The organism is Vibrio sp. 10N.222.49.C9 (assembly GCF_041474985.1).
Lineage (GTDB): Bacteria > Pseudomonadota > Gammaproteobacteria > Enterobacterales > Vibrionaceae > Vibrio > Vibrio crassostreae_C.
The window spans coordinates 14,250-35,830 of record NZ_JBFRVD010000037.1 but is presented as its reverse complement, the minus strand read 5'-3'; the positions used below and the strand labels follow the sequence as shown (position 1 = coordinate 35,830).

Below are 21,581 nucleotides of genomic sequence, written 5' to 3'. Positions count from 1 at the left end.
AATTAGAGTCTGAATTTCATGGAATCACTGTCACTCGCTCAAGCGCAAAAACTGGTATTGCTTTCGCAAAAGCTGCCGCCTAAGAAGTTGCCACCTAAAAAGCAACGCAATGGGGGCGCTTTGGCGAACACGTTGTCTGCGATTGAAAACCTTGGCTATGTGCAAATTGATACCATCTCTGTGATTCAGCGAGCTCACCACCACACGCTTTGGAATCGCAATCAAGATTACCAACTGAACCATCTTGATAAGCTGTTAGAGCGTCGAGAAGTATTTGAGTATTGGTCGCATGCCGCCGCGTATTTACCCATGCGTGACTTCCGATTCAGCCTACACCGCAAGAATGGCTTTGCGAGCGGTAAGCTCAAGCATTGGTATAAAAAGAATGACGCACTGATGGCTCATGTTCTCAAACGTATTGAGAATGAAGGGCCGTTGATGGCGAAAGATTTTGAAGGGGATAGGCCAAACCCCGGCGGTTGGGGCGGTAAACCGGCCAAGCAAGCATTAGAAACATTGTTCATGCAAGGCGACTTAATGGTGCCAAGCCGAGTTAACTTTCATAAGGTGTATGACCTAACCGAGCGAGTTTTACCGAGCGGAATTGATACCTCTGAGCCGACAGAACAAGAGTACATCGAGCATCTGATAACACGTTATTTAGAGGCTAACGGAGTTGGAATAGCGTCGGAAATGAGCTACCTACTCAAGAACACAAAGCCTTTGATTCAGAGAGCACTCCAACAGATGCTTGAAGATAAGCAGGTTCTGAAAGTAGATATTCAAGGCTCTGATTACTATGTCCTGCCAGGTGCTTTTGAACTGCTGAATCAACCTCTTTCCAGAACCAAGCTTAAGATACTGTCTCCGTTTGATAACCTGCTGATTCAACGAAAGCGAATGCAATCATTGTTCAACTTTGATTACCTCCTAGAATGCTATGTTCCAGAGGCCAAGCGTCAGTTTGGTTATTTTAGCTTACCGATTCTGTGGCAAGGTGAGCTGGTGGCACGAATGGATTGCAAGGTCGACAGGAAGAGTGGTTTGCTCAATATCCGTAACTTGGTTGTGGAAGAGCGAATTAAAAACCATGAGTTGTTGGTTCATGCTTTATGCGATGAACTAAAACACTTCATGGTGTTCAACCAATGTGATGAGATGATCGTCCATAACACCACGCCCTCTGATCTTGGCAAGCGCTTGATGAGCCAATGGCAAACAGTCTAGCGGTCTTTGTTGTTTAGAAAGCGCTTAGTTACTCAGCAAACGCAGCTAACAAGAACTCGACAAAGGTTCTGTTCTTCAACGACAGTTGCTTGGTTTTGTAGAGCAAGTGAATCGGCTTTGGTAACGGCGCCATGCCGGGTAGGATTTCCAACAGCGCTCCACGATCAATCTCTTCTGCGACTAAGATAGTCGGTTGCAACAACACGCCCACACCCTGCAGGGCGGCATACCGCAACACATCACCATTATTCGACATCAAGCGCACACGTTCTTTATTCGGTGTGGCGTGAGGAGCTTGGCTGCTGTAACTGAATCCAAGCGATGGGTGCTGCGCCAAGTCTTCCAATACTCTGATTTCAGCATGTTGGTTTAGGTAAGCGGGCGCCGCGCAGTAACACATCTCATAATCCCCTAAATACCTTGCGACCAAGCTTGAATCGGATAGGTCACCAATTCGCACAATCAGGTCAATGTCAGATGAATAAGGATCAACAAGGTCATTATTCAACATCAGCTCAACGTTAATGGTTGGGTGATGCGCGAGAAACTTAGCTACGATAGGGGCGAGTACCTTGTTTCCATAGGTGACAGGGCAGTTTATTTTTACCGTGCCTTGTGGTTGATTTTCCAAGGTTTGAATCAGGTTCTCTGCATTGCTGATGTCTTCGAGAATTCGCTTACACTCACGATAGTAAAGTTGTCCTGAATCGGTTAACGATTGCTTACGCGTGGTGCGGTGGATCAGCTGAGACTTCAAACTGGCTTCTAAGGAATGGACATGTTTGCTTATCATGGTCGCCGACAGGTTGAAGTGGTTTGCGGCGCTGCGAAAGCTACCTTGTTCCACCACATAGACGAAGACTTTCATGCTGGTTAACTTATCCATTGAACACTCTTGGTTGATAAACAATAAACAAAAGGTGAGTTTATCAATTATTAGGGGTTAATTATATTAATGGCAAACCGATAATTAACTAAAATAAGAGTGTGCAATGCCTCAAACGAATGAAACTATCTTTGTTACTGCCGAACTTAAGATCAAAACCAACATAGAACGAGCAGCTGCGCTCGAAGCTATCGAACAGTTTTGTTTAGACATGCAAAGCGAACCGGGCTGCCTACAAGCAATTGCAACCTATGATCAAAGCCAAAGCGATCGTGTGATCTTGCTTGAGCAATACGTAAACCGCGAGGCGATCAATCAGCACTTTGTGATGCCTCATACCCAAGCGTTTATTGAGCGTGATATTACCGAGTTGGTTCAAGCATTCGAAACGCAACGTGGGCCTATCAAAGCACAAGAGCAGGAGATCTAAGACATGAAATGGGGAATCCTAGGAACCAGCTTTATCTCAGGCGTAATGGCGGATGCGATTAAAGGCGATGCTCAAAGTGAGCTGTATGCTGTTGCTGGACGCACAGAGAAAACACTCAATGAGTTTGCTGCCCAATACCAGCCAACACGAACCTTCAACAACTATGAAGCCTTGATTGAAGATGAGTCGGTCGACATTATCTACATTGCTCTACCAAACCACGTTCATCATGAGTATGTGATTAAAGCGGCTCAAAAAGGCAAAGCGATCTTGTGTGAGAAGTCTTTGTCGGTAGATATGGAAAAAACCGAGCAAGCTTTACTAGCCGTGAAAGAAGCGGGCGTATTCTTTGCTGAAGGTTTGATGTATTTAAACCATCCACTTATCACCAAGCTTCATCAAGAACTGGCAACTGGTGAGATTGGCGAAGTGCGTTCAATTCAAGGTTCCTACGTTGCGGCGATTGATCAGTTCGTGAATCCTGCGAGCAAAGGCGCGCTATACAACCTTGGCTGTTACCCAATGTCGCTGATTCACTCTGTTGCGCAGCAGCAATTTGGTGAGAGCGTGTTCGATGACGTGCAGATCTCAGCAATCGGTCGACGAGGCGAAGATGGCAATATCTGTGAATCGTCGGCGATGATGCATTTCAACGACCGTTTTACCGCACAAATCCACACTGCTGAAGACCACGGTTTAAAGCATGGTTTTACGATCCTAGGCAGCAAAGGCTGTATCACGCTAGATACTAATCCATGGCTACCGATGGCAGAAAACACGTTTACGGTAGAGATCTATGAAACGTCGACACGTGAAGTGAAAGTCGAAGCGCAAGGTGATGGTTTCCATTATCAAGTGCGCAATATCCGCCAAGCGGTTGAGCAAGGTGATACACAACTTGCTGCGCCAATGGCAACCCACCAAGACTCTCGCGTAATCATGAAGTTATTAACTGATTGGGAACATGCGGCGAGCTAATGTTTTAGTAAATTCTATACTCGTCTCATGTTTGATCGCCTCGTAAGCTATCAAACATGAGGCGTTTCCTCTATATCTTCCAGTCGACTCTCCCCAATAAATACTTTGCATTTGAAACCGCCACAGTGTCCAATATCAGGTAGTACGAAACTGACCGAAAAACCTTATTTTTTAAGGTGTTAAATAGGACCTTTGCCGCATGCGTAAATCAGATAAGAAAATCGAGAATCAAATCAGAGACGTGTTAACTGACGTTTGTGAAGACACGCTGAAAGGCTTCGATGGTTTTTTGTGGGTGACTCACTCGGTCAACTTTTCCTCTTTTCCGCAAAGTTTGAAAATTGTCTGTGTATTCGATACCAATCAGGATAGAACGAACTTCTTAAGTGGCGAAGGTCAACAGAGTGTCTCAGGGGCTATTCAACAAGCGTTCAATCAAGTTGGAATTCAACTGAAGAATATCGATAAGCATGTTAGCTACGATACGCAAGAAAATTGCGATCGCGACCATCAAGGGAAGTGGAACAAGAGGCTTTAAGGAGCGTTGTCATCGTTCTTGTTTAGACAGCCTATCCAAATTGAGTTTCAATAGTGTGGCGCTCAAACTGAGATTCGATACAGCAAATCCAAGTCCTATTCTGAGTTCTAGGCTCTGATAACTTCTCATCTTCCAAACCGTATTATTCTCATTTTGAGAAAATCTGAGCTGATTTCTCGTTAGCCGGAGATACTTGGTTTCCAAATAAAATTAAAATCACAAAAACTTATATTTTCCTTAATGCATTGATTTTGAATCGGCATTTGCTCGTTTTACTTGCCACCGATGAAACAAGACAGACGAGCACTTGAACAATAGAGCCATGTAGTCGATACTTTTTTCGTATTTTGATTCCTAAATTGACACGTAAGTTGGCTGACTTTTCGTTTTGTGATTTAAGGCATGACAGTATCGATTAGGAAATTTGAATCATGAAAACCTACATTTCTGGGCTGCTCGCACTCATACCGTCATGTTTAATCGCTGGTTACGCTTTTGCTGTTGGTACAGCGGTTGTGCTGCCAGGGCAACATGAAGTTGGTGTTGATCTTTTGGGCTCCCCACTATCTACGAATGCCGTCATTGATTGGGAAATTTCCAACAGTGATATTGTGTTCGGAGCTTATGCCGACAAAGCCGACAATGAGCGGGCCACGACAATTGGTTATATGTACAACCAAGTCATGGCGATGAACTCGGGTTGGTTGGAGAACGATCTCCGTAACCAAGCTGAGTTAGAAGGCCTCAATTTCGAAGACTATTTCCTGCACTTTTCTGAAGATACTGTCATTGCCGAAGTTGATAAAACTCATGGCGAAAAGACCCTTTTAAACCGAAAACCTATGATCTTGGGTTATACAACCAGTGAAGACCATGCTGGTTTTTGGTTGTATCAAGAGCCTCCGTGGGATGCCGATGTGTTTGAGAATTTCGAACAGGGTGGGGCTTTGTATGTCTATCATGCTGAACAGTTCGAACGGCTGACCTTTAAGTTCTCACAGTTTGCTGGCAGCGGTGAATTTTGGATTGAATACCCAACTGCTATTGATTCTCAGGGTAGGGTTTCACAATGGGAAAGGCTTGATGTAAAGAAAGACAAAACGCTCAATATGACCAAAAACCAATCGGTGATCTGGAACCTTCCGGATAACTGGTTAAGAGCTACAACTCATGATGGGAGCGGTGCGAGTTATGGCGGCGGCCAGTATTTTGGTTCAACCTTTTTGAGAGATGGTGGGCGCTTATACGTTGTGAGAGTTCGTTGGCAAAGTGAGAATGCCGACGACAGGCCGCGTTTAAAAGAAGTAAAACTCAAAAACAGTTTTCCAACCGTCAAGTTAACCGATGCTCCGACTTCAACCCCGGACGGCAATGCTATCAGCCAATGGCGAAAAATCCGTGGTTTTGATGTGTCTGCAGATCTAGATGGTGATAACTACTTGTCGCCAAGCGAGTATCGAAATCGAACCAATAAGAACGCGACAGCACGTTTTCGTTGGGAATCAAGAGTGGTGCCATTTGGTCGAATGTGGAGCGCTAACTCATCTTGGTCGCTAACGAACGTCGCAAACGCGGATTATCTATCTGCTATTCATCGCTACTACAAGCAAAGCTGGGCAAGACAAGGTTTGAATGGTGCGTACAACGACGACACAAATAAACTCATTGGCTCGAACCAGTTCTATGTTCACTCTGGCGGGCATGTTCAAGAGTTAGGAGCTGTTGCGGGTTCGAATCAAGCGGATGATCTCTACAAGCAACAATTTTCAGCGTTTCTCAAAAATCTTTCTGCTTTAGAAAGTGATGCGTCGATTGGGTTGAATATCGGAACCGCGAACTTACTGGGTCGAAATGGACAGTCTCATCTTAGCGAGGCGGGCTCTCTGTATTTACGCGAGCACTACATTTTTCCGTCTACTGGGTTTAGTGGTTACTCGGGGATCTCAAAATTCTGGGATAATTCTGCGCTCGCCTACAATGGGCAAAGTGTTATTTTTCAGGCGACAACGCGTTATGGGCGAGTTCAGTATCTTGGAAATAGTGAAGATAATTGGAAGCAAGACCAATACTCGACCCTAGCGATCTACCACCTCAATCGACACGCTCAACATAGCTACTTTAATCAGTGGAACAATGGTTACGTCTATGGAAGTGGCAATACGACGGCTGACACTTTCTGGCAAAGTGGTGTCCCTAAAAACATCGCCTACCAACCCAGTTCGTTATTGGCCGTTGACTTGGGAGAGCCGAGTCATCAAATCCCACATGGCTTTGCGCCGATTCCTTTGATGCTTTCGACAACGACACCTCAGCCTGCTGACTACACCATCGTTGGCGATTCCTCGATGAACGAAATGGTGCATGCTGATCTGCCCAATGGTATCACTCACGTTCTACCGACGTTCACGTACTTTATGTATCAATCTGAAAATCAGGTGGTTGCTGGTGGCCCTGAGGACATGGTGTTAGCGAGAGAGTTCAGCAATGGTCGTGTGTTGTATCGCACGGATTTCCACGGTAAGAATCCGAGCTTTTATGACGCGGCAAAACTCACCATCGCGCTGGATGTTCCAATGAAACCTGTTGATGCTAACGGTAACGTTGGTGACTATGTGAGTGAAATAGAAATTGGCGGTTATGAAGGGCTGTTCTTACTTTATTAGAACCAATGTGAGTGAGTACTCTCGAACCAGAGCAGACTTGAGCTTAGGTTCGGGATATTAGCTTATTCTTTTTACACTGCTTAAACTCTTTGGCGATCCACGATTGCTCGTTTAAACCATTGTCGATTAAAGCAAAAAGGTAGCCATCGACTTTGCTTGAAGCCGCAGGATATTCTTGAAAAGCGTGCTTAGGGTAGCCGGGGTAATCTGTCTCGTATTGAGCGTCTAACTGCTTACCGAGTTGACGCCATTTTACAAATAACTCAGAAGAAGATGTCTCAACCTTATATTGGCCTAAAATGCGTTGGTGGTGGGTTAACGCCACTTTAGCGCTGTGATTGGTCTGTACGACTTTTTGTATCAACTCAACTTGTTCTTCACTCATGGTTTTCGCCAGTACATTCTCTTGTTCGATACGCGCCATTCGCTCACCAAACGTTTCAGCATGGATGGGAAACACAAAAGTAAGCGGTAAAGCCAATACCAAAAGACGCTTGTAGAACATAACCAAACTCGTTAGAAGGATTCGCGGCTATTATGCCGCCCGCCGCCAATATTATTAATGAATATAAACGCTTAATTGTAAGAATTATTTTTGTCGAGTAGATAAACAGATGATTTTGGAGTGGTGGTATTCAGGCTCTGAATGTTTGGTTATTTTACGAAGCGACACCGATAACAGAATCAACCCAATATCTAACAATCTTGATTATAAATGTTGGATATCAATCGAGTGGTAGGAAAAACCGATTGCTTTAGCGGCGTTCAACAAAGCTTGTTGAGTCTTGAATACCCTGGGTTGCATTTTTCTGTCGGATTCAAGAAAGCTGTTTACTCCCCACTTATGACTTTTGACCATTAAGTAATAACCATTAGCTCCTGGGGACACGACACCAATTGCTGCTTTCAGGTCGCCACGACTGAAATGTTTTTTGAACTCACGTAATACCATATCAACATCCTTATTCGATGATAAAAAAAGGGAGCGCATTGCTCCCTAGTTAGTGCTTTTCTTAATGTTTACAAGAATGCGCGGTATGGCAGTTCTGGGTCATTTGTGAAGATGTCTGCAAAGCCACGGAAGTGCTGGTAGTGCATGCGGCCTTTATCTGTTGGGTATGTGTATTTACCACCAACTTGCCAGAAGAAAGGTGCGAAGCCGTATTGAAGACGTTCTTTCTTCATGTTCCACAGCATTTCGATTTCACGCGGGTCATTTTGGAAGTTAGCCCAAATGTCGTGGTGGAACGGAACAACTACTTCACAGTTCAAAGACTCAGCAGCACGAAGAATGTCTGAAGATGTCATTTTGTCTGTTACGCCACGTGGGTTCTCACCGTAAGAAAGCAGTGCAACGTCGATCTTGTGGTCATTACCGTGTTTAGCATAGTAGTTTGAGTAGTGAGAATCACCAGAGTGGTAAACTGAACCGCCTGTTGTTTCTACTAGGTAGTTCACTGCACGGTCGTCCATTCCGTCTAGAATTTCTTTGTCTAGGGAAGATGTTCCTTCAGGAAGTGTCACTAGAGCTGTACGGTCGAATGCGTCAAGAACCTTGATGTTCACGTCTTTGATTTTGATCTCGTCGCCAACTTTAGCAATAACACACCGATCTTCTGGCACACCCCATTTCATCCATAAATCAACACACGCTTTAGGGCCAATGAATTTAACGTGGTCGCCGCAGTTTTGTAGAACTGCCGCTGCAACGTTGATATCAATGTGGTCGCCGTGGTCATGAGATGCCATAACTGCATCGATCTCTTTGATAGCGAAAGGGTCCAATGGGAAGATCGCGGTACGTAGGTTTGGTTGAAGTGCTTCCACACCGCCCATACGCATCATTTGGTGCTGGTTTTTCATTTTTTGAACGGCTTGTGTTTTTTTACCAGTACCACACCAGAAGTCCATTGATAGGTTTGCACCTTCTTCTGATTTTAGCCAAATACCTGTACAACCCAGCCACCACATAGAAAACGTACCCGGTTGCACAACTGTTTGTTCAATATCTTCATTTAACCATGTGCCCCACTCAGGGAATGTATTTAGGATCCAAGACTCGCGAGTGATTTCGTTTACATTGCTCATGATAATACCTTTTATTTCAATAATTTGATTAATTTTGGATGTAGGGAGCCGAGCGCCTTAATTTGGATTAAGGCACTGAGCTAAATTTATTATTATTGGTGGGCTAGTTAGCCCTGCGATTTAAACTAGGATGACTTGCGTCCCTTGAGCTTCAATCAGTTTTACGACTTCGGGATTGGCGTCTTTACCGGTGATGACAATGTCTATTTGCTTGGTGCTGCAAAAGAGCATTCCGGTACGTTGTCCAACTTTTGAGCTATCGACCACGACGACAAGCTTATCGACCTGTTCGAGCATTTGTTGTTCGGCTACGGCCGTTAACATGTCGGCTTTGTACAGCCCGGCATCGGTTAAGCCTTTACCTGAGGTGAACATCCAGTTTCCCGCATAGCCACCTAATGAATTAGGGGCAGGGTTTAGAAAGATGTTCTGCGCTTTGTTGTATTGACCACCAATGATGATGACATCGTCATGATCTTCGTTGATCAAGTAGCTTGCGAGTGGAAAGTAGTTCGTTACGATTTGAACGTCATCGCCACATAATTGCTGACCGAGTAGGAAAGCCGTCGAACCACAGTTGATCACGACTGTATCGCCAGCCTGACAAAGCCCTGCAGCTGCTTGAGCAATCTCTGATTTCTCTTCATAGAACTCAGTGCTGTTGATATTCAGTGGTGACCACTTTCTCTTCTGAGTTTCTACTCGTTCCGCACCATTTCGAATTTTTCTAAGTCGGCCAACTTCATCTAACTTAGCGATATCGCGCCTAGCAGTAGCAGGAGAAACGCTAAATTTATCAATAATATGAGAGACGTTGATTGTCTGCATATCTTCTAACAGCGACACAATGCCGTTATGTCTTTGTACTTCATTCATATTTATCACTCTTTTTGTCGTTGTGACAATTTAATGATTACTTTTGATTTGTTTTGATTCTAATAATCACCATCATGATTGTCAAACCACATCGCTATAAAAACCAGACATTAATCACAATGTTTTATAAGTGGTTGATTTTATTGTATTTATAATTTTCACGTGTGATCTAAAGCTCAATTAAGCACATTCTGGGTGTGGTTAATTGATATAAATCAAAGTAATCACAAGTGAGCATTGAATGATTACTTTTGATTGGTAAAGTCTAGTTCGTGAGCAAAACTAGAATCATCACATCCTACAAATCATTAAAATTAAAAATCAATCAGGGGTAAAGATATGGAATTCTTATACGATATTTTCTATATTTTTTACAGTCAGGTAATGACCAAAGCACCGTTGCTACTCGGTCTTGTTACTTGTCTCGGCTACATCCTTCTAAAACGTGACGCAACAACTGTTATCTCCGGCTCTATTAAAACCATCGTTGGTTTCATGATAGTGCAGGTAGGTGCAGGAACATTGGTAGCGGGTTTTAAACCGGTTATTGAAAAAATGAGTGAAATACATGGATTAACGGGATCGGTAATTGACCCGTACACCTCCATGATGTCCACCATGGAAACCATGGGCGACAACTACTCTTGGGTTGGGTATGCAGTATTACTGGCTCTTGGGCTAAACATTCTACTTGTTGCCTTCCGACGTATTACGGGTATCAGAACCATCATGCTGACTGGGCATATCATGTTCCAGCAAGCTGGCCTCATTGCTGTTTTCTACTTCGTGCTTGGTGCAGGTATGTGGGAAACCATTATTTATTCAGCAATATTGATGGCGTTGTACTGGGGTATCTCCTCAAACATCATGTTCAAGCCGACTCAAGAAGTCACTGGTGGTGCGGGTTTCTCGATTGGTCACCAACAACAGTTTGCTTCATGGGTAGCCACCAAGGTTGCACCGAAGCTTGGCGACAAGAACGACAGTGTTGACCACATCAAACTGCCTAAGTGGTTACACATTTTCCACGACAGTATCGCTGCAACAACGTTAGTAATGACTGGCTTCTTCGGCATTATTCTTCTTTCGTTCGGTCTTGATAACCTTCAGGACATGGCAGGTAAAACGCACTGGTTTATCTACATTTTTGAAACTGGTTTGAAATTCGCTGTTGCCATTCAAGTCATCGTTACTGGTGTTCGCATGTTCGTTGCGGAACTGTCCGAGGCATTTAACGGTATTTCTCAACGCCTTATTCCTAACGCTGTTTTAGCAATCGATTGTGCTGCTATTTACGCCTACTCTCCTAACGCAATGGTATTTGGTTTCATGTGGGGCGCAGTGGGTCAATTCACCGCTGTTCTTGCAATGCTAGCGTTTGACGCACCAATCATGATCATTCCTGGCTTTATCCCAATGTTCTTCTCGAACGCCACTATCGGTGTGTTTGCTAACCACTTTGGTGGCTGGAAAGCGGTGATGAAGATCTGTTTCGTGATGGGCATCATCGAAGTGGTTGGCTCTGCGTGGGCAATCCATATCTTCGCTCAATCAGGTACTGAGTTTAATGGCTGGATGGGCATGGCTGACTGGGCTCTGGTATTCCCACCAATCATGCAAGGTATCTCAAGCTCTAGCATGTTCTTCTTTGTGATTTTGGCTTTGGCTGGCATCTACATGTACTTCGCTTCTAAGCAACTACGAGCTGAAGAAGACGCAGAAGCTGCTGCTGAAACAATGACCGCAGTAACGCCTGAAGGTATTGAGGTTGAAGTCGCGGTTCCACAACAATCGACAGCAACCGCTGAAGCACCATCTGTTTCAACAACGGCAGCTTCTACAACATCAGAAACTCGAATCTCACCAGCCGCTGACCAGAAACCGGTTCGTGTCTTAGTGTGCTGTGGCTCAGGACAAGGTTCTTCAATGATGTGCTCTAAGAAAATCAAAGAGTATTTGGACAAGAAAGGCATCCCAAGCTCGACCTTTAACAGCGCCATCACTGATTACAAATCACACCTTGGTTCATTCGACATCATCGTTACTTCGGTTGCTCTTGCAGCGAAGATCACGGGTCTGCCGGAAGGTAAGCAACAGTTAGCGGTTAAGAACATGATTATGGTGAAAACTTTCGGCGACGAACTTGTTTCCATCATCGAGAACAACTTCCATAAATAATTAAAAACGGCTCAGTGGTGTCGCACTGCTGAGCCAATAAAAACAATTATATAAGTGAGCAATAACATGAACTTAAAAGAATCTCTTATCAAGAATAACTCTATCCTACTGAATGCAAAAGCAACCGACTGGAAAGCGGCGATCAAGCTAGGTACTGACGCATTGGTAAAAGCGGGCGTGGCTGAAGAGCGTTACTACGAAGCGATTACCAAAGCGATTGGCGAAGAAGGGCCTTATATCTGTATTCACGATGCGTTCGCACTGCCACATTGCCGCCCTGAAGACGGTGTTATTCGTACTGGGTTTGCGCTAACCGTGCTTGAAGCGCCAATTACGTTTGAAGGTGTTGATGAGCCTGTAGATGTGCTGATAACACTAGCGGGTAAGGACTCAGAAGAGCACATCGAAGGCACCATGCAAGTGGCGAACTTGATTGAATTCGATGAAGACTTCTCAAAACTTCGCGCGTGCAAAAGCCCAGAAGAAGTGGCGCGTTTAATTGATGCTGCATTGCTTCAAGCGGAAGCGGCGTAAGGAGGCAACGATGTCTAAATATAGCCAATTGAAACAACGTGTTTTAGAAGCCAATTTGCAACTTCCGAAATACGGTTTGGTGACATTTACTTGGGGTAATGTCTCTGAGTTTGACCGTGTTAACGGAGTGATAGCGATTAAACCATCAGGTGTCGAATACAGTGATATGACGGCTGAAGACATGGTGGTCGTCGATCTCGAAGGCAAGGTTGTTGAAGGGAAACTCAATCCTTCAAGCGATACCGCAACGCACTTAGAGCTCTATAAAGCTTTCCCTGAAGTGAGTGGCATTGTTCACACGCATTCACGCAGTGCCACCATTTGGGCACAAGCGGGTATCGACATCCCAGCCTTAGGCACCACTCACGCTGATTATTTCTACGGTGACATCCCATGTACACGTCGATTGTCTCACTCTGAAATTTCTGAAGAGTACGAGAAAAATACTGGCTTGGTGATTATTGAAGAGTTCAAGCAACGTCGAATCGATCCAATGGCCGTTCCAAGTGTGATTGTTGCAGGACATGCGCCGTTCTCTTGGGGCAAAGATGCCAACGACGCCGTTCATAACGCGGTGGTATTAGAAGAAGTGTCGGCAATGGCGTTGGCAACGCGCACCTTGAATAGCGGCATCAAAATTCAGCCAGAACTATCCGACAAACACTACTTACGTAAGCACGGTGAAAATGCTTATTACGGCCAACAGTAAATCGGCTTTTTGTTTAAATAAGCCGTTTAAGTAAGTCGTTTCTATTCGAAGTAGCTTCAATATTGATTAGGCCCGACTTCAGGGAATAAGTAGAGGACTCTATGTATAAAGTGCTGGCGTTAGATCTCGATGGAACCGTGTTAAAGGATGATCACACGATTCATCCAGAAGTAAAAAAGGCGATTCAAGAAGCCAAACAAAGTTGTCACGTCATGATTGTTACTGGCCGACACCACACAGCAGCACGACCTTACTATTACGAATTGGGGCTAGATACTCCAATCATCTGCTGTAACGGCACTTATGTTTATGACTATCAAACTGAAACGGTATTGACTCAAAACGCCATAGAGAAAGATAAGGCACTTACTTTCATTAACATGGCTGACGAGTTTCAGCTCAAGATGGTGATGTATATAACTCATGCCATGACGTACTCACAGTACAACCCATTTGCCTACATGTTGGCATTGGAAAGCTGGGCTGAAACGGCACCAGAGCAACATCGCCCACAAATTTACCAAGTGGAATCATTCATAGAAACAGCTCAACAAGCTGAACACGTTTGGAAGTTTGTGGTAGAGGGGAGCCAAGATTCCGTCGACCGTTTAATGCAACACCCATGGATAGGAGAGAACTTCAACGGTGAGCGTTCTTGGTCAAACCGAATCGACTTTGCTGCAAAAGGTAACAGTAAGGGCTTACGCCTTGCTGAATACATCGCAGAACTCGGTTATCACGCCGATGACGTCATTGCCGTCGGTGATAACCACAACGACATATCCATGATTAAGTACGCCGGATTCGGTGTAGCGATGCTCAATGCTGATGACATCGTCAAATCACACGTTCAACGCGTGTGCTCAACAGATAACAACCATGATGGCTTAGCCCGTCTAATACGTGAACAAATTAAAGGATAACAACATGACTAAACCAATGATTCAGATCGCCCTAGACCAAACAAATCTTCCTGCCGCAATTGAAGTGGCAAACAACGTTGAAAGCTTTGTTGATGTGATTGAAGTGGGCACTATTTTGGCTTTTGCTGAAGGGATGACAGCGGTTTCTACCCTTCGTAAAAACCACCCAGACCATATCCTTGTGTGCGATATGAAAACCACCGATGGCGGCGCAATTTTGGCTCGAATGGCATTCGAAGCGGGTGCTGATTGGATAACCGTTTCTGCGGCTGCACACATCGCAACCATTGGTGCGTCTAAGAAAGTCGCTGACGAATTTAACGGTGAAATCCAAATCGAAATTTACGGCAATTGGACAATGGACGATGCTCAATCTTGGGTCGACCTAGGTATCTCTCAAGCTATCTATCACCGTTCTCGTGACGCTGAATTAGCTGGTGTGGGCTGGACTGAAGAAGATCTTGTGAAGATGCGTGCATTGTCTGAAATGGGCATCGAGCTTTCTATCACAGGTGGCATCGTGCCTGAAGACCTTTACCTATTTGAAGGCATTAAAGCGAAAACCTTTATTGCAGGTCGCGCACTTGCGGGTGAAAAAGGTAAAGAAACAGCAGAAGCACTAAAAGCTCAGATCGACCGTTACTGGAATTAGGAGGCGTTATGTACCAAAACTTATTACGCCACCGAGTAGGGCTTTATGAGAAGGCCCTACCTAACGAACTCAGCTGGGAAGACAAACTGGCAACAACCAAAGAGCTCGGCTTTGATTTTCTTGAGATATCGGTAGATGAATCAGACGAGCGCCGTAGCCGTTTGGATTGGAATGACGATGAAGTGTATGTCTTACGTCGCCTGTGTGAAAAGCATGGTGTACCGCTGCAATCCATGTGTTTAAGCGCGCATCGCAAGTTCCCATTTGGATCTGCAGATCCGGTGATTCGTGAACAAGCGGCTATCCATATGGAAAAAGCGATCTCACTCGCTTACAAATTGGGTATTCGTACCATCCAATTGGCTGGGTATGACGTTTACTACGAGCCTGCGGATAAGGTGACTCACCAGAGGTTCATTGAAGGCATGAAGCTTTCTGCGCAGTTGGCGGAAAGGTCGGGCGTTATGCTCGCTGTGGAGATCATGGATACCGATTACTTGAACTCTTTGAGCAAGTTTGAAGTGCTGAGTCGTGAAGTCAATTCACCGTATTTCACGGCGTATCCAGATGTGGGTAATATCTCCGGTTGGAATTACGACATAGTGACGGAACTAAAGTTGAGCAAGCCTCATATCACTCAGATCCACCTCAAAGACACTTATAAAGTGACTGACGAATACAAAGGTCAATTTCGAGACTTAGTGATTGGTGATGGTGAAGTCGACTTTAATGCCATTTTTGAAACGTTGAAAGAGACTGAGTGCGTCGTACCACTCGTGATTGAGATGTGGGCTCAAGATGAACGTTGGAAAGAGAATATACTTACGGCACAAAAACGACTGAATGATGTTTGTGTGCAAACGGGTGTTCCGATGTTGTTTGACCACTAACTCTACTTAGAATTATTAACTAGTTTCTCTTTGCGTTCTCGGTGCTCCTAACGAAAAGAGAAAATGCAGCATATTGCCCCCCAATATGCTGCATTTTTATATCAACATGTCGCCCTAAACTGTTGAAGCTGAGGTTATGTCAATTTCGAAATAGTGGCTGTTCTTAAACAGCAATAGTCACATGATCACGGCCCACTTCAGCCATCTGAATCAGGTAGTCTGTGTGGTACTTCTTTTTGATGACGATTTGGCTACCGATTTCAGCAACAATCTTTACCACTTCCAACGCATCAGAAGGATGCAATGAAGAGTCTTTTGAAATTTCGATATTAACGCCTAAATTTGCCAATTTGATGATGTCGCTAGAATGCATGATGATGTCCAAGATGTTTGATTTTCGTGGACTATACCATCTTCAATTTATGCAACTCTACTCTGCCTATCCTAAAATTTCGGTCGATGCTCTCAATCTATGATTCCAATATGTAAGTAGTAGATCTAACTCACAAATTGCGGGTATCAATAACCTCAATGTGAGGGTGACGTTATGTGCTTAGTATTTACTTTATATACTGCCCCTATTAAGTGATTAGCTTGCTGATCTTCAATAGGGGCATTTTTGGATCGGGCACTCATCAAAATTACTAATCTTTTGGATCTCTCAGTATGAAAATTGTTATTGCACCAGACTCGTTTAAAGAATCTCTATCGGCTGTATCTGTGGCGGCGTGTATTGAAAAGGGCTTTCGTGAAATCTTCCCAGACGCTGAATACGTAACATTGCCTTTGGCTGATGGTGGTGAAGGGACTGTGGATGTATTGCTCCAAGGGCTTGTTGGTGAAAAGCGACATAGGCAAGTCGAAGGGCCGTTAGGGCAACAAGTTAATGCTGAATGGGCGATGCTTGAGTCATCCAATAGCAACCCGAACAAAACGGCACTGGTTGAAATTGCTGCTGCATCGGGTTTGGACTTGTTGAAACCAGAGCAGCGTGATCCATTGATTGCTTCTTCATTCGGAACGGGGCAATTGATTTTGGAGGCGATAGAGCAGGGCGCTCAAACGATTATTCTTGGATTGGGTGGCAGTGCAACTAATGATGGCGGTGCAGGTATTGTTCAAGCATTAGGTGGGACACTGTTAGATAATGCAGGGCAAGAGCTTGGCCGAGGTGGTGCTGCACTTGCAGAATTAGCATCAATAGATCTTACAGGTTTGGATTCGCGCTATGCAGATGTCGAGTTGATTGTGGCATGCGATGTTGATAATCCATTGTGTGGCGATAACGGTGCCAGCCATGTATTTGGTCCGCAAAAAGGAGCGACACCTGAACAAGTCTTAATGCTTGATAAGGCGCTTGCGAATTTTGCTCAAGTCGCAGAAACGCAAGGTTGTGTAGACGGCGGTGAATCCGTTCAAAAGCGTATGGGTTATGGTGCGGCTGGTGGTGCTCCAATGGGGCTTGGTTTGTTGTTTAACATGCAGATTAAACCGGGTATTGAGATGGTGCTTGATGTTTTGCAAGCCGATGAAGTATTGAAAGGCGCAGATCTTGTGATTACCGGTGAAGGGCAAATGGACAATCAAACTCTGCAAGGAAAGACGCCTTATGGCATTGCCAAACGTGCGAGCTTACAAGGCATTCCGACCATAGGGATTGCAGGTTCTTTAGGTACAGAAGTCGAAGCCTTATATGGTGAAATGAACAGCTTGTTTGGTACAGTGCGCTCTCCTCAGTCACTCGAGCAAGTACTGCGAGAAGCTGAATTGAACCTAACCAGAACGGCGAGGAACATTGCCTCAACTCTGAGGTTAGGCCATGCCATTTTTAAATAAACCGAAGTTATACATAGGCTTATTCGCAGTGAAGTTCAATAGGTTTCATAGATAACAACGATAAATATAAACGATTATATTTTCTGCCAACTCAGGTCTATTCTTTATCCATATTGTTTTAGTGGTTTTTAAAGTATTGAATCCACTTAAATCTAAGATGTGGCAACGATGCGATATCTTTAACCTTAAGGAATAGACCATGAGTAAAAAACTGACCACAGCTGCGGGTTGTCCTGTCGCTCATAACCAGAATGTTCAAACGGCGGGCAAACGTGGTCCACAACTTCTTCAAGACGTTTGGTTTTTGGAGAAATTGGCCCATTTTGATCGTGAAGTGATTCCAGAGCGTCGTATGCACGCGAAAGGCTCAGGTGCTTACGGCACATTTACCGTTACACACGACATCACAAAATACACCAAGGCAAAATTGTTCTCTGAAATAGGTAAAAAACCGACTTGTTTGCACGTTTCACAACAGTTGCGGGTGAGCGCGGTGCTGCCGATGCTGAACGTGATATTCGTGGCTTTGCATTGAAGTTTTATACTGAAGAAGGCAACTGGGATATGGTGGGCAACAACACGCCAGTATTCTTCCTTCGTGATCCTCTTAAGTTCCCTGACTTAAACCACGCGGTGAAACGTGACCCACGCACCAACATGCGTAGCGCGAAAAACAACTGGGATTTCTGGACTTCTTTGCCGGAAGCTCTGCACCAAATTACTATCGTAATGAGTGACCGTGGTATCCCTGCGACTTACCGTCACATGCACGGCTTTGGTAGCCACACGTTCAGCTTCATCAACGCTGATAACGAACGTTTCTGGGTGAAATTCCACTTCAAATCTCAGCAAGGTATTAAGAACCTTTCTGATGCAGAAGCGGCACAAGTGATCGGTGATGATCGCGAAAGCCACCAACGTGATTTGCTAGACAGCATCGATAACCAAGATTTCCCGAAATGGACGTTGAAAGTACAAGTGATGCCAGAAGCGGATGCAGCGAAGGTTCCATACAACCCGTTCGATTTGACTAAGATTTGGCCTCATGCAGATTACCCGTTGATCGAAGTGGGTGAGCTAGAGCTAAATCGTAACCCGCAAAACTTCTTCGCAGAAGTAGAGCAGTCAGCATTCAACCCAGCGAACGTAGTTCCAGGTATCAGCTTCTCGCCAGACAAGATGCTGCAAGGTCGTCTGTTTGCTTACGGTGATGCACAACGTTACCGTTTGGGTGTAAACCATCAGCACATTCCAGTGAATGCGCCTCGTTGCCCAGTACACAGCTACCACCGTGATGGCGCGATGCGTGTCGATGGTAACTTCGGTGGCACATTAGGTTATGAGCCAAACAACGAAGGTCAATGGGCTGAGCAACCAGATTTCGCTGAACCAGCACTGAACCTAGATGGCGCAGCAGCACACTGGGATCACCGCGAAGATGAAGATTACTTCTCGCAACCGGGTGACTTGTTCCGCCTAATGACACCAGAGAAGCAAGCGATTCTTTTTGATAACACTGCTCGCAACCTAGGCGGCGTGCCAAAAGAGATTCAATTGCGTCACCTAAGACACTGTTACAAAGCTGACCCTGCATACGGTGAAGGCATTGGTAAACTGCTTGAAATCGACGTGAGCGAATTTAAGTCGTAATCAATCATCTTGATTCGTTAATTGAAAGGCCGTTGAGTGAATCACTCAACGGCCTTTTTTGATCTCGCTGTTTATTAAGCAACCCTAAATCATTGAAAAATTTAATAATCCACATTGATAGTTTTTACCTATCGAATTGATAAATCTATCCCATTATCTTTGTAAGAGTGATGGGATTATTCTACGACTATCAGTTTATAAAGTAGAAGAGTTTGAGATGAATAAGAGCGCATTAATCGTTGAAGGTGGAGCAATGAGAGGTATTTTTGCTGCTGGAGTTTTAGACGCCTTCATGCAAGACGATTTCCGTCCTTATGATTTTGCCATCGGCGTATCTGCAGGTGTGTCGAATCTGGTTGGCTACTTATCTCATGCACCAAAACGCAGTTATGATGTGATCACCACGATGGCGACGGATAAAACTTTCTTTAATCCTTCTCGCTTTGCCAAAGGCGGTAACTTGGTAGATGTTAAATGGTTATGGAACGAATCCAATCAACGTTATCCGCTCGATTGTGGTGAGTTGTTTTCAAGTATCCCACTCATTGCTGCTGTCACAAATGTCGATACGGGCAGTGCAGACTATTACCATACTAAGCCAGAAAACCTTTCTAATGTTGTTGAAGCAACAACGGCTTTACCTATCGCTTACCGTGAAACTCCGTGTTTCTCTGGTGGCTGTTATACCGATGGCGGTGTAGCCGATTCGATTCCGGTTCGTGAAGCATATCGCCGTGGCGCACGCGATATTACCGTGATTCTGTCTCACCCATTGAGCTACCGAATGAAGCCTCAAAAGCACCAATGGATGCTGAAGAAACTATTAAAGAAATTCCCGAATATTGCTGAGTCGATGGCGGTACGTGCTGAAAACTACAACCAGTCTCTGGAGTTCATTCGTAACCCACCCAAAGATGCGACTATTAAAGTGATAGCGCCACCTGAAGCCTTCGCGGTTAAGCGTTTAACTATGGATCAAAGTACTCTTAATACAGGTTACGAGATGGGCGTCAAAGCCGGTGAAGAGCACCTTGCTATTAGAAAAGGCGTTTATGGTTTAGACACTGAAGATTGTCATTTCTGCGTCTAGGAACGGTTTTAGAATACTGAATAAACGACGAAGCCACGCTGTTCACTTCAGAATAGCGTGGCTTTGTATCTGTAGACCTAGTTTGTTTTTAACTCAGCCTGCTGTTAACTCAATCTGTTATTAAACGAGTTCGTTGCCGCTGGTGTTGCCAGCAAAGAAAGCATCAACACTGGTGAGTGTTGTGTTCGCGATATTGAACAGAGCATCTTTGGTTAAGAAAGCTTGGTGACCTGTGAACAGCACGTTGTGACAAGCAGATAGACGGCGGAACACATCATCGACAATCACGTCATTTGATTTGTCTTGGAAGAACAGCTCTTTCTCGTTGTCATACACATCAAGACCAAGTGCGCCAATCTTACTCTGTTTAAGCGCTTCGATAGCAGCTGTGGAATCCAGTAGTTCACCACGGCTGGTGTTGACAATCATCACGCCGTCTTTCATCTTCTCAAACGCAGTCGCATCTAATAGGTGGTAGTTCTCTTTACTCATTGGGCAGTGTAGAGAAATCACATCAGACTCTTGGTAAAGTTCGTCGAGTTCAACGTATTTAGCGCCTAACTCAACAGCTAACGGGTTTGGATATGGGTCATAGCATAGGATATTCATGCCTAAACCCTTCAGAATTCGCATCGTCGCTAGGCCAATCTTACCCGAGCCAATCATACCGACCGTTTTACCGTGGAAGTTAAAGCCAACTAACCCCTCAAGAGAGAAGTTCGCATCACGAGTGCGTTGGTATGCCTTGTGTAGTTTACGGTTCAAACACATCATCATGCCAACCGTGTGTTCTGCTACCGATTCTGGTGAGTAAGCTGGAACGCGAACCACTTGCAGACCAAACTCTTTGGCTGCGTCTAGGTCGACCTTGTCAAAGCCCGCACAGCGCATCGCGATTAACTTGGTGCCGCCTTGAGCAAGAATCTCTAACACGTCTCGCGATAGGTCATCGTTTACAAACGCACAAACCACTTCGTTGTCGTGCGCCATTTTTGCTGTTGTTGTGGTGAGTCGAAAATCGTGAAAATGAAACTCAGCGTTGAGTTCGCCTTTTGCCAGTTCGAATGATTTTTCGTCGTATGATTTTGAGCTAAAAAAAGCAATGTTGAGCATGGCTTCCTCTCTTACCTAAAATATAAATAACCCACTAATTCATTCTCTGAGACGGGATTAAAACTAATAACTCTGTTCAGTGTGCTAGAGTTTTTTTCTCTTGTCTATCACCATTAGTCATTGTAATTGCTATGGTTATTTGATCTTTTGTCTTCACTTATTGAACATTAAAAATCACATTACGAGGTTGCTTGCTTATAAGTTCATCAATATTGAATGAATCTTACTTTCGGGTGTGGAACGTTGAATTTTCCAGTGTGACGGAATACGTAAATGACTCATATAAAACCTCTTCTCTAACTGTTCTTTGAAAGTTGTGC

20 protein-coding genes and 1 pseudogene are annotated in these 21,581 nt (G+C 44.6%); 14 read left to right on the top strand and 7 right to left on the bottom strand.

What is annotated here, in order from left to right:
- Positions 1–18: 18 nt before the first annotated feature.
- Positions 19–1,227, top strand: a complete 1,209-nt coding sequence (locus AB4585_RS16525) for a winged helix-turn-helix domain-containing protein (protein ID WP_017072304.1) — start codon at positions 19–21, stop codon at positions 1,225–1,227.
- Between the two features lie 28 nt (positions 1,228–1,255).
- Here the strand turns inward: AB4585_RS16525 and AB4585_RS16520 are convergent, their stop codons facing one another.
- Positions 1,256–2,113 (bottom strand): LysR substrate-binding domain-containing protein, encoded by an 858-nt coding sequence (locus tag AB4585_RS16520; RefSeq protein ID WP_017069718.1) that lies wholly within the window; start codon positions 2,111–2,113, stop codon positions 1,256–1,258.
- A 106-nt stretch (positions 2,114–2,219) separates the two neighbouring features.
- Here AB4585_RS16520 and AB4585_RS16515 point away from each other — a divergent pair, with 106 nt between their 5' ends.
- From AB4585_RS16515 to AB4585_RS16500, 4 genes are all read left to right on the top strand, one after another.
- Positions 2,220–2,543, top strand: coding sequence for a putative quinol monooxygenase (locus AB4585_RS16515; protein WP_229648088.1), 324 nt, complete (start codon positions 2,220–2,222; stop codon positions 2,541–2,543).
- Between the two features lie 3 nt (positions 2,544–2,546).
- A complete protein-coding gene (locus tag AB4585_RS16510; protein WP_372154333.1) occupies positions 2,547–3,521 on the top strand; it encodes a Gfo/Idh/MocA family protein in 975 nt (324 codons plus the stop codon).
- Positions 3,522–3,720: 199 nt separating this feature from the next.
- A complete protein-coding gene (locus AB4585_RS16505) occupies positions 3,721–4,059 on the top strand; it encodes a hypothetical protein (RefSeq protein ID WP_017060926.1) in 339 nt (112 codons plus the stop codon).
- Between the two features lie 431 nt (positions 4,060–4,490).
- The gene (locus AB4585_RS16500) at positions 4,491–6,722 is read left to right on the top strand and encodes a hypothetical protein (RefSeq protein ID WP_372154332.1); all 2,232 of its coding nucleotides are present in this window, start codon (positions 4,491–4,493) and stop codon (positions 6,720–6,722) included.
- A gap of 43 nt (positions 6,723–6,765) precedes the next feature.
- Here the strand turns inward: AB4585_RS16500 and AB4585_RS16495 are convergent, their stop codons facing one another.
- The 4 genes from AB4585_RS16495 to ulaR all read right to left on the bottom strand — a co-directional run bounded on the left by AB4585_RS16495 (position 6,766) and on the right by ulaR (position 9,686).
- Positions 6,766–7,227, bottom strand: coding sequence for a hypothetical protein (locus AB4585_RS16495; protein ID WP_372154331.1), 462 nt, complete (start codon positions 7,225–7,227; stop codon positions 6,766–6,768).
- A 204-nt stretch (positions 7,228–7,431) separates the two neighbouring features.
- Positions 7,432–7,674: a hypothetical protein gene (locus tag AB4585_RS16490; protein ID WP_017064006.1), complete on the bottom strand. Its 243-nt coding sequence runs from the start codon at positions 7,672–7,674 to the stop codon at positions 7,432–7,434.
- 68 nt (positions 7,675–7,742) lie between these two features.
- Complete coding sequence (ulaG, locus tag AB4585_RS16485; protein ID WP_372154330.1) at positions 7,743–8,810, bottom strand: L-ascorbate 6-phosphate lactonase; 1,068 nt, start codon at positions 8,808–8,810, stop codon at positions 7,743–7,745.
- Positions 8,811–8,930: 120 nt separating this feature from the next.
- Positions 8,931–9,686, bottom strand: a complete 756-nt coding sequence (gene ulaR / locus AB4585_RS16480; protein ID WP_017060921.1) for an HTH-type transcriptional regulator UlaR — start codon at positions 9,684–9,686, stop codon at positions 8,931–8,933.
- Between the two features lie 339 nt (positions 9,687–10,025).
- On the opposite strand from ulaR, the gene AB4585_RS16475 reads away from it, so the two are divergent.
- From AB4585_RS16475 to AB4585_RS16450, 6 genes are all read left to right on the top strand, one after another.
- Positions 10,026–11,864: a PTS ascorbate-specific subunit IIBC gene (locus AB4585_RS16475; protein ID WP_017060920.1), complete on the top strand. Its 1,839-nt coding sequence runs from the start codon at positions 10,026–10,028 to the stop codon at positions 11,862–11,864.
- A 66-nt stretch (positions 11,865–11,930) separates the two neighbouring features.
- Complete coding sequence (locus AB4585_RS16470) at positions 11,931–12,398, top strand: PTS sugar transporter subunit IIA (protein WP_372154329.1); 468 nt, start codon at positions 11,931–11,933, stop codon at positions 12,396–12,398.
- A gap of 10 nt (positions 12,399–12,408) precedes the next feature.
- Positions 12,409–13,107: an L-ribulose-5-phosphate 4-epimerase gene (locus AB4585_RS16465; RefSeq protein ID WP_017064003.1), complete on the top strand. Its 699-nt coding sequence runs from the start codon at positions 12,409–12,411 to the stop codon at positions 13,105–13,107.
- 101 nt (positions 13,108–13,208) lie between these two features.
- Positions 13,209–14,030 carry a pyridoxal phosphatase gene (locus tag AB4585_RS16460; protein WP_017064002.1) on the top strand — a complete coding sequence of 274 codons (822 nt, stop codon included), beginning with the start codon at positions 13,209–13,211 and terminating at the stop codon, positions 14,028–14,030.
- Positions 14,031–14,034: 4 nt separating this feature from the next.
- Positions 14,035–14,682, top strand: coding sequence for a 3-keto-L-gulonate-6-phosphate decarboxylase UlaD (locus tag AB4585_RS16455; RefSeq protein WP_372154328.1), 648 nt, complete (start codon positions 14,035–14,037; stop codon positions 14,680–14,682).
- Between the two features lie 8 nt (positions 14,683–14,690).
- Positions 14,691–15,572 (top strand): L-ribulose-5-phosphate 3-epimerase, encoded by an 882-nt coding sequence (locus AB4585_RS16450; protein WP_017065671.1) that lies wholly within the window; start codon positions 14,691–14,693, stop codon positions 15,570–15,572.
- Between the two features lie 163 nt (positions 15,573–15,735).
- Here the strand turns inward: AB4585_RS16450 and AB4585_RS16445 are convergent, their stop codons facing one another.
- The gene (locus AB4585_RS16445) at positions 15,736–15,945 is read right to left on the bottom strand and encodes a hypothetical protein (RefSeq protein WP_009845895.1); all 210 of its coding nucleotides are present in this window, start codon (positions 15,943–15,945) and stop codon (positions 15,736–15,738) included.
- A gap of 293 nt (positions 15,946–16,238) precedes the next feature.
- Here AB4585_RS16445 and AB4585_RS16440 point away from each other — a divergent pair, with 293 nt between their 5' ends.
- The 3 genes and pseudogenes from AB4585_RS16440 (at position 16,239) to AB4585_RS16430 (ending at position 20,148) form a co-directional block, all read left to right on the top strand.
- Positions 16,239–17,408, top strand: coding sequence for a glycerate kinase (locus AB4585_RS16440; RefSeq protein ID WP_372170295.1), 1,170 nt, complete (start codon positions 16,239–16,241; stop codon positions 17,406–17,408).
- Positions 17,409–17,607: 199 nt separating this feature from the next.
- Positions 17,608–19,058 (top strand): annotated as a pseudogene (locus AB4585_RS16435) (catalase).
- A gap of 217 nt (positions 19,059–19,275) precedes the next feature.
- Entirely contained in the window at positions 19,276–20,148 is an 873-nt protein-coding gene (locus AB4585_RS16430) for a patatin family protein (protein WP_372170293.1), read from the top strand.
- A 120-nt stretch (positions 20,149–20,268) separates the two neighbouring features.
- On the opposite strand, the gene AB4585_RS16425 is transcribed toward AB4585_RS16430, so the two are convergent.
- Positions 20,269–21,261, bottom strand: a complete 993-nt coding sequence (locus AB4585_RS16425; RefSeq protein WP_065583768.1) for a 2-hydroxyacid dehydrogenase — start codon at positions 21,259–21,261, stop codon at positions 20,269–20,271.
- Positions 21,262–21,581 lie beyond the last annotated feature (320 nt).

What these genes read in the sequence shown, in the direction of transcription:
- AB4585_RS16525 (WP_017072304.1), top strand. Translation starts at nt 19, where the DNA reads ATGGAATCACTGTCACTCGCTCAAGCGCAAAAACTGGTATTGCTTTCG.
- AB4585_RS16520 (WP_017069718.1), bottom strand. Translation starts at nt 2,113, where the DNA reads ATGGATAAGTTAACCAGCATGAAAGTCTTCGTCTATGTGGTGGAACAA.
- AB4585_RS16515 (WP_229648088.1), top strand. Translation starts at nt 2,220, where the DNA reads ATGCCTCAAACGAATGAAACTATCTTTGTTACTGCCGAACTTAAGATC.
- AB4585_RS16510 (WP_372154333.1), top strand. Translation starts at nt 2,547, where the DNA reads ATGAAATGGGGAATCCTAGGAACCAGCTTTATCTCAGGCGTAATGGCG.
- AB4585_RS16505 (WP_017060926.1), top strand. Translation starts at nt 3,721, where the DNA reads ATGCGTAAATCAGATAAGAAAATCGAGAATCAAATCAGAGACGTGTTA.
- AB4585_RS16500 (WP_372154332.1), top strand. Translation starts at nt 4,491, where the DNA reads ATGAAAACCTACATTTCTGGGCTGCTCGCACTCATACCGTCATGTTTA.
- AB4585_RS16495 (WP_372154331.1), bottom strand. Translation starts at nt 7,227, where the DNA reads ATGTTCTACAAGCGTCTTTTGGTATTGGCTTTACCGCTTACTTTTGTG.
- AB4585_RS16490 (WP_017064006.1), bottom strand. Translation starts at nt 7,674, where the DNA reads ATGGTATTACGTGAGTTCAAAAAACATTTCAGTCGTGGCGACCTGAAA.
- ulaG (WP_372154330.1), bottom strand. Translation starts at nt 8,810, where the DNA reads ATGAGCAATGTAAACGAAATCACTCGCGAGTCTTGGATCCTAAATACA.
- ulaR (WP_017060921.1), bottom strand. Translation starts at nt 9,686, where the DNA reads ATGAATGAAGTACAAAGACATAACGGCATTGTGTCGCTGTTAGAAGAT.
- AB4585_RS16475 (WP_017060920.1), top strand. Translation starts at nt 10,026, where the DNA reads ATGGAATTCTTATACGATATTTTCTATATTTTTTACAGTCAGGTAATG.
- AB4585_RS16470 (WP_372154329.1), top strand. Translation starts at nt 11,931, where the DNA reads ATGAACTTAAAAGAATCTCTTATCAAGAATAACTCTATCCTACTGAAT.
- AB4585_RS16465 (WP_017064003.1), top strand. Translation starts at nt 12,409, where the DNA reads ATGTCTAAATATAGCCAATTGAAACAACGTGTTTTAGAAGCCAATTTG.
- AB4585_RS16460 (WP_017064002.1), top strand. Translation starts at nt 13,209, where the DNA reads ATGTATAAAGTGCTGGCGTTAGATCTCGATGGAACCGTGTTAAAGGAT.
- AB4585_RS16455 (WP_372154328.1), top strand. Translation starts at nt 14,035, where the DNA reads ATGACTAAACCAATGATTCAGATCGCCCTAGACCAAACAAATCTTCCT.
- AB4585_RS16450 (WP_017065671.1), top strand. Translation starts at nt 14,691, where the DNA reads ATGTACCAAAACTTATTACGCCACCGAGTAGGGCTTTATGAGAAGGCC.
- AB4585_RS16445 (WP_009845895.1), bottom strand. Translation starts at nt 15,945, where the DNA reads ATGCATTCTAGCGACATCATCAAATTGGCAAATTTAGGCGTTAATATC.
- AB4585_RS16440 (WP_372170295.1), top strand. Translation starts at nt 16,239, where the DNA reads ATGAAAATTGTTATTGCACCAGACTCGTTTAAAGAATCTCTATCGGCT.
- AB4585_RS16430 (WP_372170293.1), top strand. Translation starts at nt 19,276, where the DNA reads ATGAATAAGAGCGCATTAATCGTTGAAGGTGGAGCAATGAGAGGTATT.
- AB4585_RS16425 (WP_065583768.1), bottom strand. Translation starts at nt 21,261, where the DNA reads ATGCTCAACATTGCTTTTTTTAGCTCAAAATCATACGACGAAAAATCA.